The following is a 20,094-nucleotide window of genomic DNA, read 5'->3' as shown; positions in this document are numbered from 1 at the left end:
TGGCCACTCAGAAGTTCCGTGTATAGAAAATATCCAGTGAGGCCGCCAGACCACTGGCGGCCTCCAGATAGAAGTAGCGGCCCAAATCGTAGCGCAGGGCTACCGTGGTAATGGGTTCAAATATGCCAACACCATAACGAAGGCTTAGTTCGTCTGTGATATAGCCGCTCGCCACCACGGAGGCCTGCTCCCCTGAACCCTCCGCCTCCAATGTCAGGTTACGGATACCCAGCTCGTTTCCAATACCTTGTGTGATCTTGCTGGCCTGGGTAAGACCCAGTGACAACGCAGCCCGGCTCATCTGCCCCTCATCCCCCTGGCCCCGGGGCGGACGACCAAGAATAACGTACGACAAGGCATCACTCTGCGGCATCGACGGTTCCGAGAACACTTCCGTTTCCGGCTCATCCACCGGGCCGGACAACCGGATCCCGGCGACCACCGTATCAACTTCACGGACTGCCTCAATGTCCAAATACGGTCGGGTCAGCGCACCTACAAAGAGAATCCGTGCCCGGCGCAGGTCCAGTTCCTGGCCAAAGGCTTCATAGCGACCATTCACTAACTGCAGCGCACCCCGCGTATCCATGTTATTGCCAATGCGCAACGTGCCTTCGAGGTTGCCGGTGACACCAAACGCGGCAAACGACACCTCATCCTCACCGACCACCACAGTGACATCCATGAGCATGGACCGAATGGCAGGTTCTTCCCGTTCGACACCCACGATGACTTCATCCTCGGAAACCGACACCGCCGATGGGGGGACGCTCTGGACTTCGATTTCGCCTCTGGGCACCTCAACGCGGCCGGAGACCGACAGCTCGCCAGATTTGAAGGCAATATCCAGATCCGGTGCCACCTCCAACCGGGCATAAGGTTCCAGCGTCACCGGTAGCCGTTCGCCTTTCAGGTTGATCGCGACCTGCGGCGACTGTGCCCACTCCAAGCTCCCGGAGACCTCGCCCTTACTCCGATCATTGCTTTTCCAGCGCCCGTTGATATCGGCCGACTGCCCCCGAAACTCAAGCACTACGAGCAATTCCTCCAGTGGCAGGGGAAGGCCAGGATCAAACACACGCCCTTCACTAAGCACCAGCTCGCCGGTGACGTCGGGCTTCATCAAGGGACCGCTCAAACGACCACTGCCATTAACCCGCCCCTGAATGTCTTCAATACCGGTAAAAGCCGAGAGGAAGGCAAGATTAAGAGCCTGGAGCCGGAATTCACCATCAACCGTGCGGTCACTGGCCAGAGGATCCACCGCAAGATCCAGGTCAAACTGGCCAAGTTCCGGGCCGCTGAAATCCAGGCTGACATTGGCCTCATCCGGTTTAAGATTAGCCTCAACCACTAGCTGGTCATGAGTGATGGGCTGCCAGTCGTCCAGTACCAGAACCCCGAACTCGCCGGCGCCGGCATCAATCCGGATAGTGCCATCGGGACCCGCATCCGTGAGTGTCAGGGCAATGTCTGCATCTATGGTCGACTGCCACCGGAAAGTCTCTGGAAACAACGGCGCCAATGCACTGGCAGGGAAACCTCGCACTTCATAAGCAATGCGGGAGTCTGGCCACAATCTCTGGTCAGCCGCACAGACCGAGCTTTGCTGCCAGCGCCAACAGTGACTGCCAAGCTCAAGAGCCCCGGCCACGTAGGTAAGATCCGCTCTCGTATCCAGCTGCCAGACATGCCCCGGCTCTGGTACTGAAATCTGGCCACGGGCCAGCTGTCCGCGCCAATCCGGCAGTTGCTCTCCCAGCCCGCCGTCGAATTCCAGCTCAATCGAGGCTTCGGGATGATCGGCTTGCACAGCCAATGTGTGGCGCTCCCGGGTGCCGCTGAGCGAGGCCACAACTTTGTCCAATTCCTGACCAGCCAAACGCAGCTCAGTGCCGGACAACTCAAGGTCAATCTTCCCGTCACCGCCCAGGCCTGCTTCAAGCTGCGCTTCGGTAATCAGGAACTGGTCCAACCAGGCCAGATTGCCCGCCGTCAGAGAAAGCTCACCTTCCGGAGCTTCCGGCGAGCCAGAGAGCCGAAGCCGTCCGGCAACCTCCCCAGCAAGATCGGCCAACAACTGTTGCGGTGCGGCAAGATCAAAACGCAGGTCGCCCGCCAGGGATTCGCCATACCGCCCGCTGCCCTCAAGCCGGTTATCCCCAACAGCAAGGGCCAGGTTCTGCACAACCCAGTCCTGGCCCTGAGTGGAGAGCTTTCCTTTTGCCTGCGCTGGCTGCTGCCGCCATTGGCCGCTGAGGTCGATATCGGCGAATAACTCGGGCAGTGCCCCGTCCCGCAACTGACCTCTGGTGGCCACGGTTCCGTTCAAACGTGCTTCCAGCAGCGGCACCCAATAACCCGGATTGAATCGATCGAGCTCAAACTGCGCCTCCCAGCCCAGAGGCCCGGAAAACACCAATTCTGCCTGGCCGGAAAGCGCGCCAGCACCGGTGGTCATATCCAGTTGGCTTAGGGTCACCGACTGCAGGTCGCCCACCAGCCGGGACGTGAGTTCGGCCTCCCCCAGGGGCCCGGCCACGGAAGCGTCCAGCTCCGCCTGATAACGGCCCTCACGGTACTGAACCTGGCCATCCAGACGGTTCAGTGCAACCGGTGGAGATTCCAGACCCGGAATCAGGCCATACCAGGGAAACCCGTCCAGGGTTATGTCGGCATTGGCATCAATACCATCACGCCATGAAACATTGCCGTTCGCGCCGAAGCGCCCTTCGGAATTGCCCTTCCGATCCCGGGCGATCATCGAAACTTCAACGCCGGAAGCGCCTTGGAGGGTCACCAGACCCTGAACTGACGCCTCCACCGGCCCGGTGGACGCCGGCAGCATTGCCCGGGTTCGGGTATTGAAACCCCGAGCCAGGCTGCCATCGAGTTCCAGCCGCCATTGGCCCAGCGTCAGGGTTTCGGGTACCGAGCTGTGCGGCAGAAATTCCGGCGACTGAAGCTTCAGGGTAGCCGGCAAATCGGCATCAAGCGGATCCATCTCCCCCTCAAGGCGGGCATCGAGGTAGCCTCTGCTGGCGCCTGCCACACGAAGATCCCGGGCGCTGCCGGACAGATCCAGGGCAACCTGCCAGTCGTCTCCGCTCGGTGGTGGCAAGGTAACGTTGACTGAAAGATTCAATGGCCAGTCCCGACGCATCTCGGCTCGGCCATCGGCGGTCACCAGAATATCACCGCGTTCATACAGAAGGTGGTCAATGTTCAGGGTGGCACCCGACGCCCGGGAATCCAGCTCGACCCGATTCCAGACCAGGTTGTCATTTACCGTTAGTGCCCCGAGCCGGACTTCACCGATATTCACACCCAGGGGCAGATTGACGGAAGGCAACTGGATATCACCTCGTGGCTGATCAGCCTGGTCGGGGGATTCCTGCACAGTAACCGCGATACTGGCCGCCTTGAGCGTGTCCAGGCACACCGTCAGCTCAAAAAGGCACGACGGTGACCAGTCAATTTCCGGTTCGCTCACCTGCACGCCCACACCATAGCCCTGCCAGACCAGTTCGTCGGCACGCCACTGCCCCAGCATCGACCCTTCGGCCGCTTCCGTCCGCAGGCCGGGCACCTGTTCTATAACCCAGGCGGTTCCGGTCTCACTGCGCAGGGCCAGTAAAACTGCAACCACCAGCAACAGGGGCACCAGCAGCAACACCAGCACAATGACCAGCGGCCAGAACCACCAGTGCCGGGTTTTTCGGGTTTCCGGTTCGGCATCCGGGGACTGTGTATTTCTGGATTGTGTCTCGGTCACAGCTCCGGCCCCATGGAAAAGTGAATCCGCCAGCCACCGCCAAGCTCCTCATTCAAACCCCTGGCAACATCCAGGCGAAGCGGCCCCACGGGGCTGACCCAACGAATCCCCACCCCAACACCGGTCGCCAGCGGATCAAAGACATCGTTCACGGCATTACCCTCATCCACAAAGGCGGCCACACGCCAGTTCCTGGCAAACTCATACTGGTACTCAGCACTCCCCACAATGAGATATCGACCGCCAACGGCCACACCATCGCTGTCCTCCGGTGAAAGCGTCTCATAACCATACCCTCGTACGCTCTGGTCACCGCCGGCAAAGAACCGGAGAGAGGGCGGCACATCGGAAAAATTGTTGGTGGCAACACCGCCAAAGTTGAACCGGGCAAGAAAACGATGGTTGTCAGCCAGGGTGTACAGACCTTTGGCAAGCAGATTGACATGCAGAATATCCGCATCTGAAAGCACCGCCCGGTGGGCCCCGGTGACATCCAGCTGTAAACGGAAGCCCCGGGACGGATCCAGTGGCGAATCCGCCTGCAGCTTTGAATAGCTCACACCCGGCAGAAGCAGGCTGGAGGTCCCTCGCTCACCGTCACCAATGCGAAAGCGCTCGCCTTCCCAGCGCATCGACAACACCTGCATCCAACCGTTGTCCAGTTGATGGTTCCATTGCTGACCGAAGGTCAGGCGTTCGGACTCAACGTCTTCCACATGTTCCCGCTGATACCCGGTGCCCAGACGGATGGAATCGGTCATGGGCGGGTCAAGAGGCAATTCGTACCAGCCACTGACACTCTGACGCAGCTCAGACAGCTCGGTGTCCGCCCCTCTCTTGTGTCCCATGGGGTTGATATAGTGCTCGCGCCAGTTACCCCGGAAACGCGGCCCCACATCGGTCGAGAACCCGACACCCGCAGAGACCGACCTGGGAGGTCTTGGGGTCAGACCGATATTCACTGGAATAACACGATCCTCGGCCTGGGAAGGTGAGGCATCAATGTCGACACCGGAAAAATACCCACTGTTGGACAGATCCCGGTTAAGCCGCGCCACCTTGTCGGCATGAAACGGCTCACCCGGCTCTGTGGTCACAAATTGCCTCAGCAACTGCTCCTCAAAACCATGGCCTTCCAGAAACGTGACGTCGCCCAGCTGATAACGTTCACCGGTGCGATAGGTGAGCAGAATATCTGCGGTGTTGGCGTCCGGATCAACTTCCAGCTTCCGGGTCTCGTACTCGCCGTCAAAGTAGCCCAGGCGCCCTGCCCGGTTCTCTATCGACTGCCGTAAACCGTCGTATTCACCATGATTCAGAATGTCACCCTCCCGAGGGCGCTCCGGAAGGTCTTGCACCAGGTCGGGATCGTCTTCCCCCGGACCCTGAATTTCCACACGCCGGGACCGGACGCGCACGGGCTCGCCGGGAACGATGGTCAGCACCAGCTCCGCTGGCGCTTCACCCTGTTCATTCACTTGCCAGCGAATGCTCGGGTTGTAATAACCCAGAGCCCGGACTGCTTCTTCCACCTGAGAGACGGCGCTGGAAGCATAGCGGCGAAGTCCGTCAGCGGTTCTGTCCTGCACCTCACCCAGCAGGATTTCCGCGTTCTCCTGCAATTGGTCGTAATCCCCCTCGACCTCTACCCGAACCTGGTTGGCAAATCCCGAGCTCGCCTGCCATAACAGCAACCATATCACTGGCCTGATCGCTGCTTGAATGTGAGTCCCGAATAACCGCATCAAAGGATGGCTGCCCTGACCAGATAAAGTGAATGTTCCCTGTCACAGGGGCGAGAGTTTACCCGCAAGACCGGGGCGCTATCCATGCCCGCCGTATTAAGATTAGCAGCATAACGCCATTGCTGTTGCCACCGTCAGCCTCGTACCTGTTCCAGAAATAGGCTAACCTGTCAGACACTTATAGAGCCATAGACAGGTCCTACGGATGCTTCATGTAAACCGCGAAAACCTGAAATCCAGTCATCAGTTGATCTGGCTCCTGATCGACTTTCTGATGCTTGGCCTGTTGATCATCAACCTTTCGTTCATCATCTGGGATTCCATCTACAACTTTGTGGCTGTGCAGAATCTCCTAAAAGACTACGCGCCGGCACTGCAATCTGCCTACCACCCCATTCATGAACGCTTCATCTTCTACGACCTGATCTTCGTGGCCATTTTCCTGAGCGAATTTGTACTGCGCTGGGGTTATTCAATCAGGGCAAAAGTCTATGACCGCTGGTACTTCTATCCGTTCATCCACTGGTACGATCTGGTGGGCTGCATTCCGGTTGGCAGCCTCCGGTTTCTGAGAATCCTGAGGGTGATCTCTATTATCTACCGGCTGCATCAGTACAAGATCATCGATTTCACCAACACCCGGCTGTTCCGGTTCGTTAATTTCTACTACGAAGCATTCATGGAGGAGTTGTCTGACCGGATTGTCCTGAAAGTACTCAGCGGTGTTCAGGAAGAAGTTCGGCGGGGCTCGCCTCTGTTTGAGCGTATCCAGCAGGATATTCTTTATCCGCGGCGGGAAATGTTGTCAGACTGGATTTCAGAGCGGGTGGCAGTGGCAGCCAAGGAGGGTTACGTACCAAATCGCGGCGCATTGAGGGCCTACCTGGAAAACCGGGTAGACCAGGCCTTGAAGCAGAATCTGGAGCTATCCCGATTGAAATACCTGCCAGTGGTGGGGCCAACCATCCAGGATACGCTGGAGAATGCGGTGGGTGATATTGTCGCCAATGTGATTCACCAGATTCTCGAAGACCTGGCCTCCACTTCTAACCATGCGTTTATTGAAGATATCGTCAACGTATTCCTGCCCGAACCTGGCCAACAACAGGAAGAGGCCGAAAACGAAGCGCTAATCAACCTGATACTGGAGGTGGTCGACGCCATCAAGGACCAGGTCCGGGTCAAACACTGGCGCGAGAATCTGCCCTGACAGGAATTGCTCTTTACTGTGGCAACCCATCGATGACCGCCTGACAGACCTGTTCCTGATTCATCCCCTGGCCCTTGATGGTCAGGTCCGCGTAGCGGGTATAAAGGGCGAAACGCTCTTCAAATAACGCTTCCAGAGACTGGTCGGGCCGACGGGAGATACCGCGGAGACTGTAATTGCCGATACGTCTTCGCACCTCATCCAGAGAAATATCGAGAAACACCACGGTACCCTTCTGCCTCAGGTGTGTCATCGCGGCCTCACTGTACACCGCGCTACCACCCGTGCTGATGATCTGACCTTCAACCTCAAGAGCCAGCAGTACCTGCTCTTCAATCCGGCGCAGGGCCAGATACCCGTCCTGGTCAACAATCTCCTGCAGCGTTCGCCCGGCCTGCTGCTGTATCAACAGATCGGTATCGACAAACCCCAGGCCCAGGCGTTTCGCCACCAGCACCCCGACGGTGCTTTTGCCGCTGCCAGGCATGCCGATAAACACCAGATTTCTGCGCCCGGTGGTCATGCTGCTTCACGAGCCTCTGCCGAACGGCAGGCCGCCGCGGTGAACAGCACATCGGTTGAGGAGTTCAATGCGGTTTCGGTGGAATCCTGAACCACACTGATGACAAAACCAATGGCAACCACCTGCATGGCCACTTCCGTGGAGATGCCAAACAGGCTGGTCGCCAGCGGAATCAGCAGCAGCGAGCCTCCAGCCACGCCGGACACCCCGCAGGCCGCAATAGACGACACCACACAAAGCAGCAGTGCGGTCGGGAAATCCACCGGAATACCCAGGGTATTCGCAGCCGCCAGGGTAATCACGGAGATGGTGATGGCGGCACCGGCCATATTGATAGTGGCACCCAGCGGGATGGAAATAGCGTAAGTATCCGGGTCCAGCCCCAGCCGGTCACACAGGTTAAGGTTAACCGGGATATTGGCGGCGGAACTGCGGGTAAAAAAGGCCGTGATGGCACTGCCTCTTAAACAGGCAAATACCAGAGGGTAAGGATTCTGGCGGGTGTGGAGGAAGACAATCAACGGATTGGTCACCAGGGCCACAAACAGCATACAGCCAACGATGACCCCAAGCAGACGGCCATATTCCAGCAGCGCGCTTATACCGGCATCGGCCAAGGTGTTGGCAACCAGGCCGAATATTCCCAGCGGCGCAAACCGGATAACGGCCCGGACAATGCCGGAAATTGCATCGGACAGGTCGTTCACCACTTGCCGGGTGGCGTCACGGCCCTGACGCAGCATAAGCCCCAGACCAACCGCCCAGGCCAGAATGGCAATGAAGTTACCCTCCATCAGGGCATTGACTGGATTGGTCACCGCGCTCAGCAGCAGGTTGCGCAGGATCTCGACTACCCCGCCGGGTGGGTTACCACTGACTTCCGGAAGCTCCAGCGTGAGTTCCGTGGGGAAGACAAAGCTGGCGATCACCGCTACCACAGCCGCCACCAGCGTACCGATCACATAGAGCAGCAACACCCCACGAATGTGGGTTGGCTGTCCCTGCTGGTGATTGGCAATGGCTGCCGTCACCAGCGCAAACACCAAGATAGGCGCAACCGCTTTCAGGGCGGATATAAACAGTTGGCCAAGCAGAGAAACCGATTGGGCAGTATCAGGCCAAATCACGGCCAGCAAAACGCCGGCAATGATTCCGATGGTAATCTGGGGTATCAACCCCATCTGCAGCAGGGGGCGTACAACGCCAAGTCGCCGGGAAGACATCTTTGGGCTCCTTTTGCTTGGTCAGAAAGGGGCATCACCCGGCAATAATGGCCATGGGAATAATCTGCCGCCCAGAAAGCAAAAAAGGCAGATCAGTGAAGGTAACTGACCTGCCTTTTTCTTTTTTGGTAGCGGGAGCTGGATTCGAACCAACGACCTTCGGGTTATGAGCCCGACGAGCTACCAGACTGCTCCATCCCGCATCAAACTTTTCATTAATCAGGTAGAGGCCCGATCAACGTGGCGCGAATACTATAGCTCTGGCCGCCAGCTGTCAAAGAGGATTTCGGTTATTACCTATCCCGCCCGGATCAGCGTTCCAGAATTGCCGTCACGCCCTGGCCGCCAGCGGCGCAGATTGAGATCAGGCCACGACCACTACCTTTCTGCTCCAGCAGCTTGGCCAGCGTGGCGACAATACGGCCCCCCGTGGCGGCAAACGGATGCCCCGTGGCCAGACTCGAACCCTTCACGTTCAGCTTGTCGCGATCAATGGTGCCCAATGGTTTTTCCAGCCCCAGGCGCTCCCTGCAGAATCCCGGATCTTCCCAGGCTTTCAGGGTAGATAAAACCTGTGCCGCAAATGCCTCGTGAATCTCATAGAAGTCGAAATCCTGAAGGGTCAGGCCTGCCCTTTCCAGCATCCGGGGTACGGCATAGGCTGGCGCCATCAGCAGGCCCTCTTTCTTGTCGACGAAATCCACAGCAGCCACTTCGGAGAAGGTCAGCCAGGCTTTGACATCCATGTTATGGGCCTTTGCCCATTCTTCGCTGGCCAACAGAACCGCTGAGGCGCCATCGGTGAGCGCCGTGCTGTTGGCCGCGGTCATGGTGCCGTTTTCCCGATCAAAACAGGGCTTGAGGGCGGCCAGTTTTTCCAGCGTGGTGTCCGGACGCAGGATATTGTCTTTATCGAGACCGGCCATGGATGTGATCAGATCGTCGAAGAAACCCTCACCGTAGGCTTTTGCCAGCTTCTGATGGCTTTCCCAGGCCAGGCGATCCTGATCTTCCCGGGCGATGCTCCACTCTTTGGCAGTCACCTGACAATGGTCACCCATGGACATGCCTGTTCGGGGTTCACCGTTTTCCGGAATTTCCGGTACCAGATGGCCTGGCCGGAAGCGCCCAAGAATTTTCAGACGCTCCTTGGTGGTCTTGGCCCGGTTGAGATCCAGCAGGATCTCCCGGAGCCCTTCTCCCACCCCGATCGGCGCATCGGACGTGGTATCGGTGCCGCCAGCAATTCCGCACTCGATCTGACCCAACGCTATTTTGTTCGCCACCAGAATCGCGGCTTCCAGCCCGGTTCCGCAAGCTTGCTGAATATCGTAGGCCGGGGTTTCAGGTGCCAGACCACAGCTGAGAACCGATTCACGGGTAAGATTGAAGTCCCTGGAATGTTTGATCACGGCGCCCGCGACCACTTCGCCCATTCTCATGCCGTCCAGATTAAAGCGATCCACCAGCCCACGAAGCGCCGAAGTCAACAATTCCTGGTTACTGATCTTGCTGTAGGCAGTATTGGAGCGGGCAAACGGAATACGGTTACCGCCAATAACGGCAACCCGTCGAATGCCCTGGCTTGCCCCTTTCACGGGTACTGAGGTTTTCTTTGCCTGTGCCATCGCTGTGTTTCCTTGTGAGTCAGATGATTCTGTTTCGGTTCACCGATACTGTTGATGAGTCTAGCGCCTGACGGCAGTCTCTCATTGGCAACTCTGACAACGCACAACCTGCGTTCAGTCAATACAATAGCTGGAAGATTCCTTACCCTTTAGGCTAATTTGCAATCAACCAGATACACAAGGAAGAAAACATGTCTGACCTCTACCTCAAACTCGTGAATACCCCGGTGGGAAAAACCGCCGCCCAGTCTCTTGGTTTGCCGTCACCGGCCCCGCTGAAACGTCTCAAGCGGGTGGATCAGCCCTTTGTTGAGGGCGATGTCCTCATTGGTGCCGGCAACGGTGCCCGCGCCATTGCCACCCTGGGCAGCATTGTTGGTGCCAGCCCGGCCACGCTGCACCACGCCTCCGGGCCGGAAACCCTGGCTGAATCGGCCAAGGCAAGCCCCAAAGCCCGGGCACTGGAGATCACCGGCGAGGTCTCCGGTAAGTTCTCGGCGCTGATTTTTGATGCCTCCGGCCTGCAGAAACCAAGCGAACTGCGCGCCTTGTATGACTTTTTCCACCCCACTATCCGAAAACTGGCGGCGAATGGCCGGGTTCTGGTGATTGGCCAGGACCCGCACACCTGCCGCAAGGCCCCTCAGGCTGCAGCACAACAAGCGCTGGAAGGCTTTGTCAGGGCCGTTGGCAAAGAGATCGGCAAAAAGGGCTCCACCGCGAATCTGGTGTGGATCGCACCTAATGCCGAAAACCAGCTGGATTCCTCGGTTCGGTTCTTCCTGTCGCCACGCTCAGCCTATGTCTCCGGGCAGGTGGTCCGCATTGGCAAAGCCGACGAAGCCAAAGCCACCAATCCGGTCGCACCATTGTCAGGCAAAGTGGCCCTGGTGACCGGCGCATCCCGAGGCATTGGTGCCGCCATTGCTGAAACCCTGGCCAGAGACGGCGCAACCGTCATCGGGCTGGACATCCCGCCGGCACTTGAAGAACTGCAGAAAGTAACCGGTGCCCTGAAAGGCAAGGCGCTGGCCTGCGACATCACCGATGAGAAGGCGCCAAAGCTGATCGCAGACTTTATCGAGAAGGAAACCGGCGGTGTTGACTTCGTTATCCACAACGCCGGCATCACCAGGGACAAGACTCTCGGCAACATGCCCGAGCACTTCTGGGATATGACCATTGCCGTCAACCTGACGGCGGAAGAACTGATTGATGAGGAGCTGGCTGAGCGCAAACTGATGCGGGACAACGGCCGCATTGTCTGCATTTCTTCCATCAGCGGCATCGCCGGAAATTTCGGCCAGACCAACTATTCCTGTGCTAAAAGCGGCGTGATTGGCTATGTCGAATCCATGGCCCGCCATCTGAAGAACGGCATCACCATCAACGCCATCGCACCGGGCTTTATCGAAACCCAGATGACTGCTGCCATGCCGTTTACCATCCGTGAGGCCGGTCGACGCATGAACAGCCTGTCTCAGGGTGGACAACCGGTAGATGTGGCCGAGGCTATCGCGTGGTACTGCAACCCTGCGTCTGCGGGTGTGAACGGTAATGTGGTTCGGGTGTGCGGTCAGTCTCTGATCGGCCGGTAATTCAGAGCAGGCAATTCATGGAGGAGGCCGGCCAGGGAATACCCTGCGCCGGCCATTTTTTGCGACGCGCCAAGCGGCTAACATTTTCTGCGGACATAAAAAAAGCAGACCATATTGGTCTGCTTTTTAAAATCTGGTGGGTGGTGCAGGGATCGAACCTGCGACCCTCGCCTTGTAAGGGCGATGCTCTCCCAGCTGAGCTAACCACCCGGGATAAGGTGGCGGAGCGGACGGGACTCGAACCCGCGACCCCCGGCGTGACAGGCCGGTATTCTAACCAACTGAACTACCGCTCCGCATCGATTCAGCCTTGCTGAATCACAACTCTGCTTTGAAAGTGGTGGGTGGTGCAGGGATCGAACCTGCGACCCTCGCCTTGTAAGGGCGATGCTCTCCCAGCTGAGCTAACCACCCACTTTCGCTGCCTTACTCTATTTCAGGCTCAAAACAGTCACTTGCTGCGCTTGGCGCTTGCTGAGTCAGCCTTGCTGTCTCAACCAAGTGAGACGCGCATTTTAAGCATTTGGCTCACTGTGTCAAATGTTTTTCCGAAAATTGCTGAACTTTTTTCCGAGGCGCTCTCAAATGGACATTTATTGATCAAAATCAGAGCGTTGTACTGCCTTGCCCTGCCCGGGAAAGGGGCGTATTTCCGCAGACTTCTGGCCCGCCTGCTGCCCCTTGCTTCTCAGAGCCAGTTCACTCACCCGCGCCCGGCGTTCGCCCGGCACCGCCTGGCTGGCAAGCGCCTGGTTAAGTTCATCCAGGCGTTGGCGAGCCTCGCGCCAGGACTCCTCGAGCAACGGACCTACCTGCCCGGCCAGCTTGTCAATACGCAGCCGAAACGTCTCTTTGAAGGACATTATTTTTATCTCTTATCACTACACCACCTCCAGTGTAGACAGTGCCTAGAATATCCACCAGCCTCCCGATTCCGCCTCTTCCCTGCGCTCGCGCTCAAGTTCCAGCTGGGCATACTCCTGCTCCAGTGCCTCCAGTTTGCGGTCGGTTTCCAGCGGCACCGTTGGCCCGCCACCGAATGGCCAGAACCAGGAGGTTTCCTCATATTTACCTTCCTGCTGCAGGCGCTCAATCTCCAGTTCGCGCTCCTGCTCCAGAGCCAGCTTCCGCTTCTCGTAGTCGGTGTCTTCGTTAACCTCGACAATCGACGTTGCCGCATGGTTCGGCGCCAGCAAGTCGCTGTTCAGGAACAGCGTGGTCACAATTTCATCGGACTGCATGGCATATTCTCGGGTAACCAGCTGCAAATCCCCCGAGGCCAGCGGGTGCTCCGGATCCAGATCCGGATGCGGTCGTGCAGGCTCCGTCAATTCGTTGTATCTCAGGTAGTAAATCTTGCCGGGCTCCACCTTCAGGGTGGCATCCGCAATCAGGCTCAGACTGAAGGAATTCAGGCCTTCAAGCCCAAGCAATGGCCGGCGCATGGCAATGTGACGTTCGCCGGGACTCACTTCCAGCCAGGTAAAGCTGTTATTGCGGATATTGAAATAGTGTTTGTCGTCAATATAGACACTGGGAGACTCAATCTCATCCGCCGCCCACTGGGAGTGGGTGCGGTAGAAATACAATAAGGCATTGTTCTGGTCCCACTGATCGGTGTCGATATGCACGAAATCATGGCCAGACACCGGATGCAGAAAGCCACCCACACTCTTGCCAATAGACTGATAAACGGTGCAGCCAGACAACACCAGAAAGCATGCCACAACAACGGCACTCTTAACGAAAGGCACTCGGATTTTCATTGTTATGCACTCTTCATCCCTTATCGAGTAGGGACGATCATAACAACTGGCCACCACAAGAAATGAGAGCTACCGCAAGGGATGAATACAAACCGTTACATTCATCCCCTGCAACCACTACTGTCCTGAGCTCGATGCCCTGAGCTGATTGACCTCCTCCGACAGACGCACAAGCCGTGAGGTAAGCTGGGCACGCGATGCATCAATGGACTCAACGGTGCGGGCCAGTTCCGCCAGTCGATTCCGCAGTGCCTGAACGTCACCGGCTCCGGCCAGCCCATCCGTTCGGGCCTCGAGGGAGGTCAGCCGGCCTTCAATACCGTCGATACCCAGTTTCTGCTCCTGCTCAAACCGACGGATACGGCTCTCCACCACCTGATCGATGTCGCCAATCTGCTGACTTAGCCTGGTCAGCTGCGACGTCGCCTCACTATTTGCCTGCTCAAGAGCTGCCACAGAGGTCTCCAGCTTCCGGCTCAATTGAGCGATATCTCCAGCCAGCGTTGTACGAACCTGTTCGACCGTAGTTTCCAGGTCCGACACTGACTTTCCGGTCTCGGCCAGATTCTGATCCAGCGCCGAGAGCCGCTGGCCATGCTCCTCAAGCTGTTTCCGGTTACGCTCATTGGCAACTACCCAGAGCTTGCGGATCTCGCTGTTGGCGGTCTCTACCTTTTCAGCATTGGCCGCTATCTTTTCCTCCAGGGAAGCACCGCGCTCCTGCAAGGATTCCCCGGTTTCCGAAAGCTCACCCTCGAAACGGGCCAGCGCCAGCTTGCTCTGCCGGGCCCAGTAATCCGCCTCTTCCAGTTGACTCTCCAGCGCGGCGATGCGCTGACTCTGGCTATACCACCCTGCGCCAGCCGCCACGGCAAGCCCCAAAATCGCTCCCCAGACAAGAATTCGTCCACCACGACCACCGCCTCCGCCAGAGCCCGCAGCTGCACCAGGAGACTTGGCTTTGGGAGCCCCGCCCCCAGGCTCACGCTCCTTACTGGTACGGGGCTTTCGCGCTTCCCCGGCGCCAATCGGGGGTTCTGCTCTCAGCTCATCTTCGTCCGGGCGGATGGATTCCATTACAGCTCCTGGAAATGGATGGTTTAATTGTATAAACGACGATAATACCTGCAGTTACGGACAGGTTAAAATGAAGGCTTTTAAAGAAAGCGCTCCGGCACCCGGACGCCCGGGCTTGCCGTGTTGCACGGCAACTGGCCAGAACATACAATGGCCGGCTTTCCAATTATCACAGGACTGTTGCTTATGCAGCCGCTTGTTGGACTCATCATGGGCTCCAAATCTGACTGGCCCACCATGGAACACGCTGCCGATATGCTCGACAAACTCGGCGTGCCCTACGAAACCCGGGTTGTCTCCGCCCATCGCACACCGGATCTGCTTTTTGATTACGCCAAGACCGCGGCCGATCGCGGCCTGAAGGTCATCATCGGTGGTGCCGGCGGCGCAGCGCACCTGCCGGGCATGGTCGCCTCACAAACGTCTTTGCCGGTACTGGGCGTCCCCGTACAATCAAAAGCACTGAACGGGCTTGATTCCCTGCTCTCCATCGTTCAGATGCCCGGCGGCATTGCTGTCGGCACCCTGGCGATTGGCAAGGCCGGCGCCACCAACGCGGGCCTGCTGGCAGCACAAATCGTTGGCACGTTCGACGACAAGGTTCGCCAGGCGGTGGAAGACTTCAGGAAAAACCAGACCCAGACGATTCTGGATAACCCTGACCCCAGGGATCAGTAGCACCAATCCAAAGCCAGGTGAGCGGGCCGGGGAAGACTTTCCAAAACTGTTGAGGGCCAAGGACGGCCCGAAACAAGCGCACAGGGATGTGCTCGTAGCGTGTTTTGGAAAGTCTTCCCCGGCCCGCTCAGGCACCGAAGCAGCTTTCTTTTGATCAGGAGAACCAGATGAGAATCGGTGTACTAGGAGCCGGCCAACTCGGGCGCATGCTGGCCCTTGCCGGATACCCCCTCGCAAAGGAATTTGTGTTCTACGACATGTCCGGCAGCCCCAGCGCTGGTCTGGGGGAAGTCATTGTGGATCGCGACGGCAGCTACCTGGACGACTTCCTCTCCCGCGTCGACCGCGTAACCTACGAATTCGAGCACCTGCCTGTTGAAGTGGCGGAGAAGCTGGCCCAACACAAGCCGGTTCACCCCTGCCCCCGGGCGCTTCAGGTTTGCCAGAACCGGGAGGCAGAGAAAACCCTGTTCGGCCAGCTTGGCATTCCAACGCCGGAATGGAAAATCGCCGATAGCGCTGCTTCCCTGAAAGCCGCGGCCGAGGCACTTGGCTGCCCGGTGGTAGCCAAATCCATCACTGAGGGCTACGACGGCAAAGGCCAGGCTGTCCTGAGAGATCCGGAACAGGCAGAAGAAGCCTGGACGGCCATCGGCCATCCCAGGGTAATCGTTGAGAAGTTCGTTAACTTCAAGCGCGAAGTGTCCATCATCGCGGTTCGCGGCGAGGACGGCGATGTGGCGTTCTACCCCATTGCCGAGAATACCCACCACGAGGGTATCCTGCGTTATTCAATTGCCCCGGCACCCGGCCTGCAACCCCACATCCAGCAAGATGCCGAAAAGTACATCAAGGCACTACTGAACGAATTGAACTATGTGGGCGTATTGACTCTGGAGCTGTTCGAGACCGAAGACGGCCTGGTCGCCAACGAAATGGCCCCCCGGGTTCATAATTCCGGACACTGGACCATTGAGGGTGCCATGACCAGCCAGTTCGAGAATCACATTCGCGCGGTCAGCGGACATGCTCTGGGCAATGTTCAGGCACGCGGCCTGAGCTGCATGATTAATATCATCGGCGAGCACGGCGACATTGAACGGATACTGGAACTGCCCTACGCTCACCTTCACCTCTATAATAAAGGGGAGCGCCCCGGCCGCAAGCTAGGGCACGTGAACATTCTGGCAGACAGTTATGAAGAGCTGGTCTGGCGGGTCCGGAACTGCGCACAGTTTCTGCCCGGCAGCCCCGAGTTTAAAAGCTCTCTCACAACAAGGGGTTGATTTAACTCAAACCGCCCTTATATTGCGAGAGTGTCAACTCACATAAACAGAGAGAACCAGGGAGAACGACCTCATGGCATTTGAACTTCCCGCACTGCCTTACGAAAAAAACGCACTGGAACCGCATATCTCTCAGGAAACCCTGGAGTATCATTACGGCAAGCATCACAACACCTACGTAACCAAGCTGAACGGCCTGGTTGAAGGTACTGAGAATGCCAACAAGTCTCTGGAAGACATCATCAAGAGCGCCAGTGGCCCGCTGTTCAACAACGCAGCCCAGGTATGGAACCACACCTTCTACTGGCACTGCCTGAGCCCGAACGGTGGTGGTGAACCCACCGGCGCCGCCAAAGAAGCCATCGAGAAGGCCTTTGGCTCCTTCGAAGACTTCAAGAAAGAATTCAACGACAAGGCCGCCAACAACTTCGGTTCCGGCTGGACCTGGCTGGTGAAAAAAGCTGACGGCAGTGTTGCCATCGCCAACACCAGCAACGCCGAAACCCCGCTGACCGGTGCCGACAAGCCGGTACTGACCGTTGATGTCTGGGAACACGCCTACTACATCGACTACCGGAACAGCCGCCCGAACTATCTGGAAGCGTTCTGGAACCTGGTCAACTGGGATTTCGTGAACGAAAACCTGGCGTGATCCAGCCAGATCAGCGGTCAGCATTAACTGGCTAACCGTTGCCCGAACGCCCGCACGGGAATCCCTGCGGGCGTTTCTGTATCTGAATGCGACGAAACCGAAACAAATCGATACACGCATCCGCAAGAAACTCTGAAAAAATCGGCCATACTCCATGAAGTTGAAAGGAATCTGAACCATACTGTCATGTGCCGCGTGATAGATCCTGTCGCAGGGTCCGACAGAACCAATCAGACAGATGAGCCAAGAACAGCGGATGCATAAAACCTTTGAAGTAGAGAACCACCTCGGATACCGGATTCTCAGATGGGTACTGCTCGTCGCGTTGCTGAGCGGTATTCTGATGAGCGCCGTACAGGTGGTGCTGGATGCCAAGCGGGTATCGGCTGAACTGGAACGCGACGCGGCCCAGACCCTTGCCATGGTGGAAGACTCTGCCACCCAGGCTGTATTCTCCATTGATGATACCCTTGCCCAACAGGTGGTGGACGGCCTGTTCGCCCTGGAACCCATTCACATGGCCAAAATCACCCATCCCGATGGTGATGAACTGGGTGATCGGCTACGCCCTCTGCAGGACTCTGCGTTTCGCCCTTTGACCGATCCGATTTTCGGCCAGGTTCGCGAATACCGCGAGCGCCTCACCCGGGGCAGCAATCCTGATCTTGTCTACGGCTATCTTGAGGTTCACTACGACACCGCCCCCTACGCTCGAACCTGGCTCGGCCGAGCACTGGTGACGTTTGCCTCAGGCATCGCCCTGGCACTCATTCTTGGCATCGTACTGTTCGTGGTGTTCCATCTGCTGCTGACCCGCCCGCTGCTGCGCATTGTGCAGTCGGTCAAAAAGGTTGATCCGGCACATCCGGACGATCGTCTGGTGTCGATTCCGGAAGGACACCGGGCCGATGAGCTTGGCCTTTGGGTTAACGCCACCAACAATCTGCTTGTGGCTATCGGCGACACCCAGAAAAAACATCGTGAAGCCGAAGACCGGGTCACCCGCCTTGCCCGCTACGACACACTGACCGGCCTGCCCAGCCGGGATGCCTTTATGGAAGATCTGCAGGGCGCTATCGAACGGGCCAGAGAAGGGCACAGCTCGATCGCGCTCATGGTCTGTGGCATTGATGACTTCAAATCCGTCAATGAACAGTGCGGTTTCCGTACCGGGGACACCATCCTGCAAACCGTCGCCAGTCGCCTGACCGCCAATCTTTCCTCAGACAGATTCAATGTCGCCCGGCTGGGCAGTGACCAGTTTGTCATCGTTGAAAAGCACCTGCGCGATGGCTTCCAGGCAGCAGAAACCGCCGAGAAGGTCCTGGCCACCATCGGGTCGCCGATCAATTCCGGCAACCACCGGATTTCCATGACCGCCACCCTGGGGATTTCCCTGTTCCCGTCAGATGCCGACCAGGCAGACCGCTTGCTCCAGAGTGCCGAGCAAACCATGGCACTGGCGAAACAAACCGGACACAACCACTTCCAGTTCTATGTAGCCAGCATCGACCAGGAAATTCGCGAACGCAAACAGATGGAAAAGGACCTGGCCCAGGCCCTCGCAAACCACGAGTTCCACCTGGTCTACCAGCCACAGATCAATCTGGAGACCCGGCGCGTTATTGGTGCAGAAGCACTGCTGCGGTGGGAACACCCTGAACACGGCATGATTCCCCCGGATCTTTTCATTCCGGTAGCGGAAGCGAATGGTTCCATCGTCGAGATTGGTCAATGGGTCCTGGATCAGGCTTGCTGGCAGGCCGCTCGCTGGGCATCCGAAGGTACTCACCTCAGAATCGCCGTGAACCTTTCCGCCGTTCAGCTACGCCAGGAATCCATTGTTGACGATATTCTCAACACCCTGAAACGTCATAATATTCCGGCGGGACGCCTGGAACTGGAAGTGACCGAAACCAGCTTTATGACCAACCTCACCGATGCGGTCGCCAAGCTGCATCGGCTGCATCGGGCCGGCATCAGTATTGCGGTTGATGATTTCGGCACGGGCTATTCATCGCTGACCTATCTGAAGCAGATGCCGGTACAGCATCTGAAGATCGACAAGCAGTTCATTCGGGACCTGCTGATCAACGAGGAAGATACCCGAATTGCCAACACCATCATCGACCTTGGCAAGAGCCTGAATCTGACCGTCGTCGCAGAAGGTGTGGAAACAGCAGAGCAGGAGTATTACCTCAGCCAGCGCGGCTGTGCACTTGCCCAGGGATATTTCTTCTCCAAGCCCTTGTTACCCAGAGATTTTGAGAATTTCGTACAGACTTTCCACGCCCGGATCGTGGAAAATAACGCCTGAACCTTTAGCCCTTAGGAGTAGTCATGGGAACGACTGTCATCGGTCTTGTCGTAATCGCCGTTGTCATCCTCTACCTGGTGTTTATCTACAACCAGCTCGTCTCTTTGCGCAACCAGTTCAAGAATGGCTTTGCCCAGATTGATGTCCAGCTTCAGCGCCGCCACGATCTGATCCCCAACCTGGTGGAGTCCGCGAAAGCCTATCTGGACCATGAAAAGTCCACCCTGACCCAGGTAATGGAAGCACGCAATAACGCGGTCAGCGCCCAGAAAGATGCCGCCCGTGACCCAGGCGACAGCACCAAGATCCAACGCCTTGGCAGCGCCGAGAACCTGCTCACCAAAGCCCTCGCCAATTTCTACGCCGTGGCCGAGAATTACCCTGAGCTGAAAGCCAACGAGACCATCCAGCAACTGATGGAAGAACTCTCCAGCACCGAGAACCGTGTCGCGTTCGCGCGCCAGGCGTATAACGATGGCGTGATGAACTACAACATCTTCCGCGAGAAGTTCCCTAACAATATCGTGGCCGGCCTGTTTGCGTTCAAGGAAACCGCCCAGCTGCAGCTCGAATCTCCAGAGGCCCGCCAGGCTCCGAAAGTCAGTTTCTGAGGCCT

15 protein-coding genes and 4 tRNA genes are annotated in these 20,094 nt (G+C 57.5%); 7 read left to right on the top strand and 12 right to left on the bottom strand.

Annotation, left to right across the window (positions count from 1 at the left end):
• Positions 1 to 7: 7 nt before the first annotated feature.
• Together ACF8YQ_RS05725 and ACF8YQ_RS05720 are read right to left on the bottom strand one after the other, a co-directional pair.
• Complete coding sequence (locus ACF8YQ_RS05725) at positions 8 to 3,775, bottom strand: translocation/assembly module TamB domain-containing protein (RefSeq protein WP_396622852.1); 3,768 nt, start codon at positions 3,773 to 3,775, stop codon at positions 8 to 10.
• Positions 3,772 to 5,520: an autotransporter assembly complex family protein gene (locus ACF8YQ_RS05720; protein ID WP_396622851.1), complete on the bottom strand. Its 1,749-nt coding sequence runs from the start codon at positions 5,518 to 5,520 to the stop codon at positions 3,772 to 3,774. Before ACF8YQ_RS05720 ends, ACF8YQ_RS05725 begins: the two co-directional genes overlap by 4 nt.
• A 205-nt stretch (positions 5,521 to 5,725) precedes the next feature.
• On the opposite strand from ACF8YQ_RS05720, the gene ACF8YQ_RS05715 reads away from it, so the two are divergent.
• Positions 5,726 to 6,730, top strand: a complete 1,005-nt coding sequence (locus ACF8YQ_RS05715) for a hypothetical protein (RefSeq protein WP_396622850.1) — start codon at positions 5,726 to 5,728, stop codon at positions 6,728 to 6,730.
• Between the two features lie 13 nt (positions 6,731 to 6,743).
• Here the strand turns inward: ACF8YQ_RS05715 and ACF8YQ_RS05710 are convergent, their stop codons facing one another.
• The 4 genes from ACF8YQ_RS05710 to ACF8YQ_RS05695 form a co-directional block, all read right to left on the bottom strand.
• Positions 6,744 to 7,253: a shikimate kinase gene (locus ACF8YQ_RS05710; protein ID WP_396622849.1), complete on the bottom strand. Its 510-nt coding sequence runs from the start codon at positions 7,251 to 7,253 to the stop codon at positions 6,744 to 6,746.
• Complete coding sequence (gene sstT, locus ACF8YQ_RS05705) at positions 7,250 to 8,476, bottom strand: serine/threonine transporter SstT (protein ID WP_396622848.1); 1,227 nt, start codon at positions 8,474 to 8,476, stop codon at positions 7,250 to 7,252. Before sstT ends, ACF8YQ_RS05710 begins: the two co-directional genes overlap by 4 nt.
• A gap of 126 nt (positions 8,477 to 8,602) precedes the next feature.
• Positions 8,603 to 8,679: transfer RNA gene (locus ACF8YQ_RS05700), tRNA-Met, on the bottom strand.
• A gap of 108 nt (positions 8,680 to 8,787) precedes the next feature.
• Positions 8,788 to 10,104, bottom strand: a complete 1,317-nt coding sequence (locus ACF8YQ_RS05695; protein WP_396622847.1) for an acetyl-CoA C-acetyltransferase — start codon at positions 10,102 to 10,104, stop codon at positions 8,788 to 8,790.
• Positions 10,105 to 10,295: 191 nt separating this feature from the next.
• Between ACF8YQ_RS05695 and ACF8YQ_RS05690 the strand changes: the two genes are divergently transcribed.
• Complete coding sequence (locus tag ACF8YQ_RS05690; RefSeq protein WP_396622846.1) at positions 10,296 to 11,702, top strand: 3-oxoacyl-ACP reductase; 1,407 nt, start codon at positions 10,296 to 10,298, stop codon at positions 11,700 to 11,702.
• Positions 11,703 to 11,836: 134 nt separating this feature from the next.
• Here the strand turns inward: ACF8YQ_RS05690 and ACF8YQ_RS05685 are convergent.
• The 6 genes from ACF8YQ_RS05685 to ACF8YQ_RS05660 form a co-directional block, all read right to left on the bottom strand.
• Positions 11,837 to 11,912: transfer RNA gene (locus tag ACF8YQ_RS05685), tRNA-Val, on the bottom strand.
• Positions 11,913 to 11,921: 9 nt separating this feature from the next.
• Positions 11,922 to 11,998 (bottom strand) — tRNA-Asp (locus ACF8YQ_RS05680).
• 42 nt (positions 11,999 to 12,040) lie between these two features.
• A tRNA-Val gene (locus tag ACF8YQ_RS05675) sits at positions 12,041 to 12,116 on the bottom strand.
• Between the two features lie 179 nt (positions 12,117 to 12,295).
• Complete coding sequence (locus ACF8YQ_RS05670; protein ID WP_396622845.1) at positions 12,296 to 12,565, bottom strand: hypothetical protein; 270 nt, start codon at positions 12,563 to 12,565, stop codon at positions 12,296 to 12,298.
• A 45-nt stretch (positions 12,566 to 12,610) separates the two neighbouring features.
• Complete coding sequence (locus ACF8YQ_RS05665) at positions 12,611 to 13,468, bottom strand: DUF2846 domain-containing protein (protein WP_396622844.1); 858 nt, start codon at positions 13,466 to 13,468, stop codon at positions 12,611 to 12,613.
• 117 nt (positions 13,469 to 13,585) lie between these two features.
• A complete protein-coding gene (locus tag ACF8YQ_RS05660; RefSeq protein ID WP_396622843.1) occupies positions 13,586 to 14,545 on the bottom strand; it encodes a hypothetical protein in 960 nt (319 codons plus the stop codon).
• Between the two features lie 186 nt (positions 14,546 to 14,731).
• Between ACF8YQ_RS05660 and purE the strand changes: the two genes are divergently transcribed.
• From purE to ACF8YQ_RS05635, 5 genes are all read left to right on the top strand, one after another.
• Positions 14,732 to 15,223, top strand: coding sequence for a 5-(carboxyamino)imidazole ribonucleotide mutase (purE, locus tag ACF8YQ_RS05655; protein ID WP_011785495.1), 492 nt, complete (start codon positions 14,732 to 14,734; stop codon positions 15,221 to 15,223).
• A 167-nt stretch (positions 15,224 to 15,390) separates the two neighbouring features.
• Positions 15,391 to 16,509, top strand: a complete 1,119-nt coding sequence (locus ACF8YQ_RS05650) for a 5-(carboxyamino)imidazole ribonucleotide synthase (RefSeq protein WP_396622842.1) — start codon at positions 15,391 to 15,393, stop codon at positions 16,507 to 16,509.
• Positions 16,510 to 16,582: 73 nt separating this feature from the next.
• Complete coding sequence (sodB, locus tag ACF8YQ_RS05645; RefSeq protein ID WP_011785497.1) at positions 16,583 to 17,161, top strand: superoxide dismutase [Fe]; 579 nt, start codon at positions 16,583 to 16,585, stop codon at positions 17,159 to 17,161.
• A 256-nt stretch (positions 17,162 to 17,417) separates the two neighbouring features.
• Positions 17,418 to 19,478 (top strand): putative bifunctional diguanylate cyclase/phosphodiesterase, encoded by a 2,061-nt coding sequence (locus ACF8YQ_RS05640; RefSeq protein ID WP_396622841.1) that lies wholly within the window; start codon positions 17,418 to 17,420, stop codon positions 19,476 to 19,478.
• Positions 19,479 to 19,501: 23 nt separating this feature from the next.
• Entirely contained in the window at positions 19,502 to 20,089 is a 588-nt protein-coding gene (locus ACF8YQ_RS05635) for a LemA family protein (protein WP_226597131.1), read from the top strand.
• Positions 20,090 to 20,094 lie beyond the last annotated feature (5 nt).

Origin of the sequence: Marinobacter sp. W-8, assembly GCF_044342215.1 — a bacterium.
In the GTDB taxonomy this organism is placed as follows: Bacteria; Pseudomonadota; Gammaproteobacteria; order Pseudomonadales; family Oleiphilaceae; genus Marinobacter; species Marinobacter nauticus.
The sequence above is the reverse complement of the archived record's forward strand: the minus strand, read 5'-3'. Positions and strand labels throughout refer to the sequence as shown.

Excerpts from the sequence above, each read along its gene's own strand:
- ACF8YQ_RS05690 (WP_396622846.1), top strand. The coding sequence starts at position 10,296 with ATGTCTGACCTCTACCTCAAACTCGTGAATACCCCGGTGGGAAAAACC.
- ACF8YQ_RS05650 (WP_396622842.1), top strand. The coding sequence starts at position 15,391 with ATGAGAATCGGTGTACTAGGAGCCGGCCAACTCGGGCGCATGCTGGCC.
- ACF8YQ_RS05710 (WP_396622849.1), bottom strand. The coding sequence starts at position 7,253 with ATGACCACCGGGCGCAGAAATCTGGTGTTTATCGGCATGCCTGGCAGC.
- ACF8YQ_RS05660 (WP_396622843.1), bottom strand. The coding sequence starts at position 14,545 with ATGGAATCCATCCGCCCGGACGAAGATGAGCTGAGAGCAGAACCCCCG.
- ACF8YQ_RS05665 (WP_396622844.1), bottom strand. The coding sequence starts at position 13,468 with ATGAAAATCCGAGTGCCTTTCGTTAAGAGTGCCGTTGTTGTGGCATGC.
- sodB (WP_011785497.1), top strand. The coding sequence starts at position 16,583 with ATGGCATTTGAACTTCCCGCACTGCCTTACGAAAAAAACGCACTGGAA.
- ACF8YQ_RS05635 (WP_226597131.1), top strand. The coding sequence starts at position 19,502 with ATGGGAACGACTGTCATCGGTCTTGTCGTAATCGCCGTTGTCATCCTC.
- sstT (WP_396622848.1), bottom strand. The coding sequence starts at position 8,476 with ATGTCTTCCCGGCGACTTGGCGTTGTACGCCCCCTGCTGCAGATGGGG.
- ACF8YQ_RS05720 (WP_396622851.1), bottom strand. The coding sequence starts at position 5,520 with ATGCGGTTATTCGGGACTCACATTCAAGCAGCGATCAGGCCAGTGATA.
- ACF8YQ_RS05640 (WP_396622841.1), top strand. The coding sequence starts at position 17,418 with ATGCATAAAACCTTTGAAGTAGAGAACCACCTCGGATACCGGATTCTC.
- ACF8YQ_RS05695 (WP_396622847.1), bottom strand. The coding sequence starts at position 10,104 with ATGGCACAGGCAAAGAAAACCTCAGTACCCGTGAAAGGGGCAAGCCAG.
- purE (WP_011785495.1), top strand. The coding sequence starts at position 14,732 with ATGCAGCCGCTTGTTGGACTCATCATGGGCTCCAAATCTGACTGGCCC.
- ACF8YQ_RS05670 (WP_396622845.1), bottom strand. The coding sequence starts at position 12,565 with ATGTCCTTCAAAGAGACGTTTCGGCTGCGTATTGACAAGCTGGCCGGG.
- ACF8YQ_RS05715 (WP_396622850.1), top strand. The coding sequence starts at position 5,726 with ATGCTTCATGTAAACCGCGAAAACCTGAAATCCAGTCATCAGTTGATC.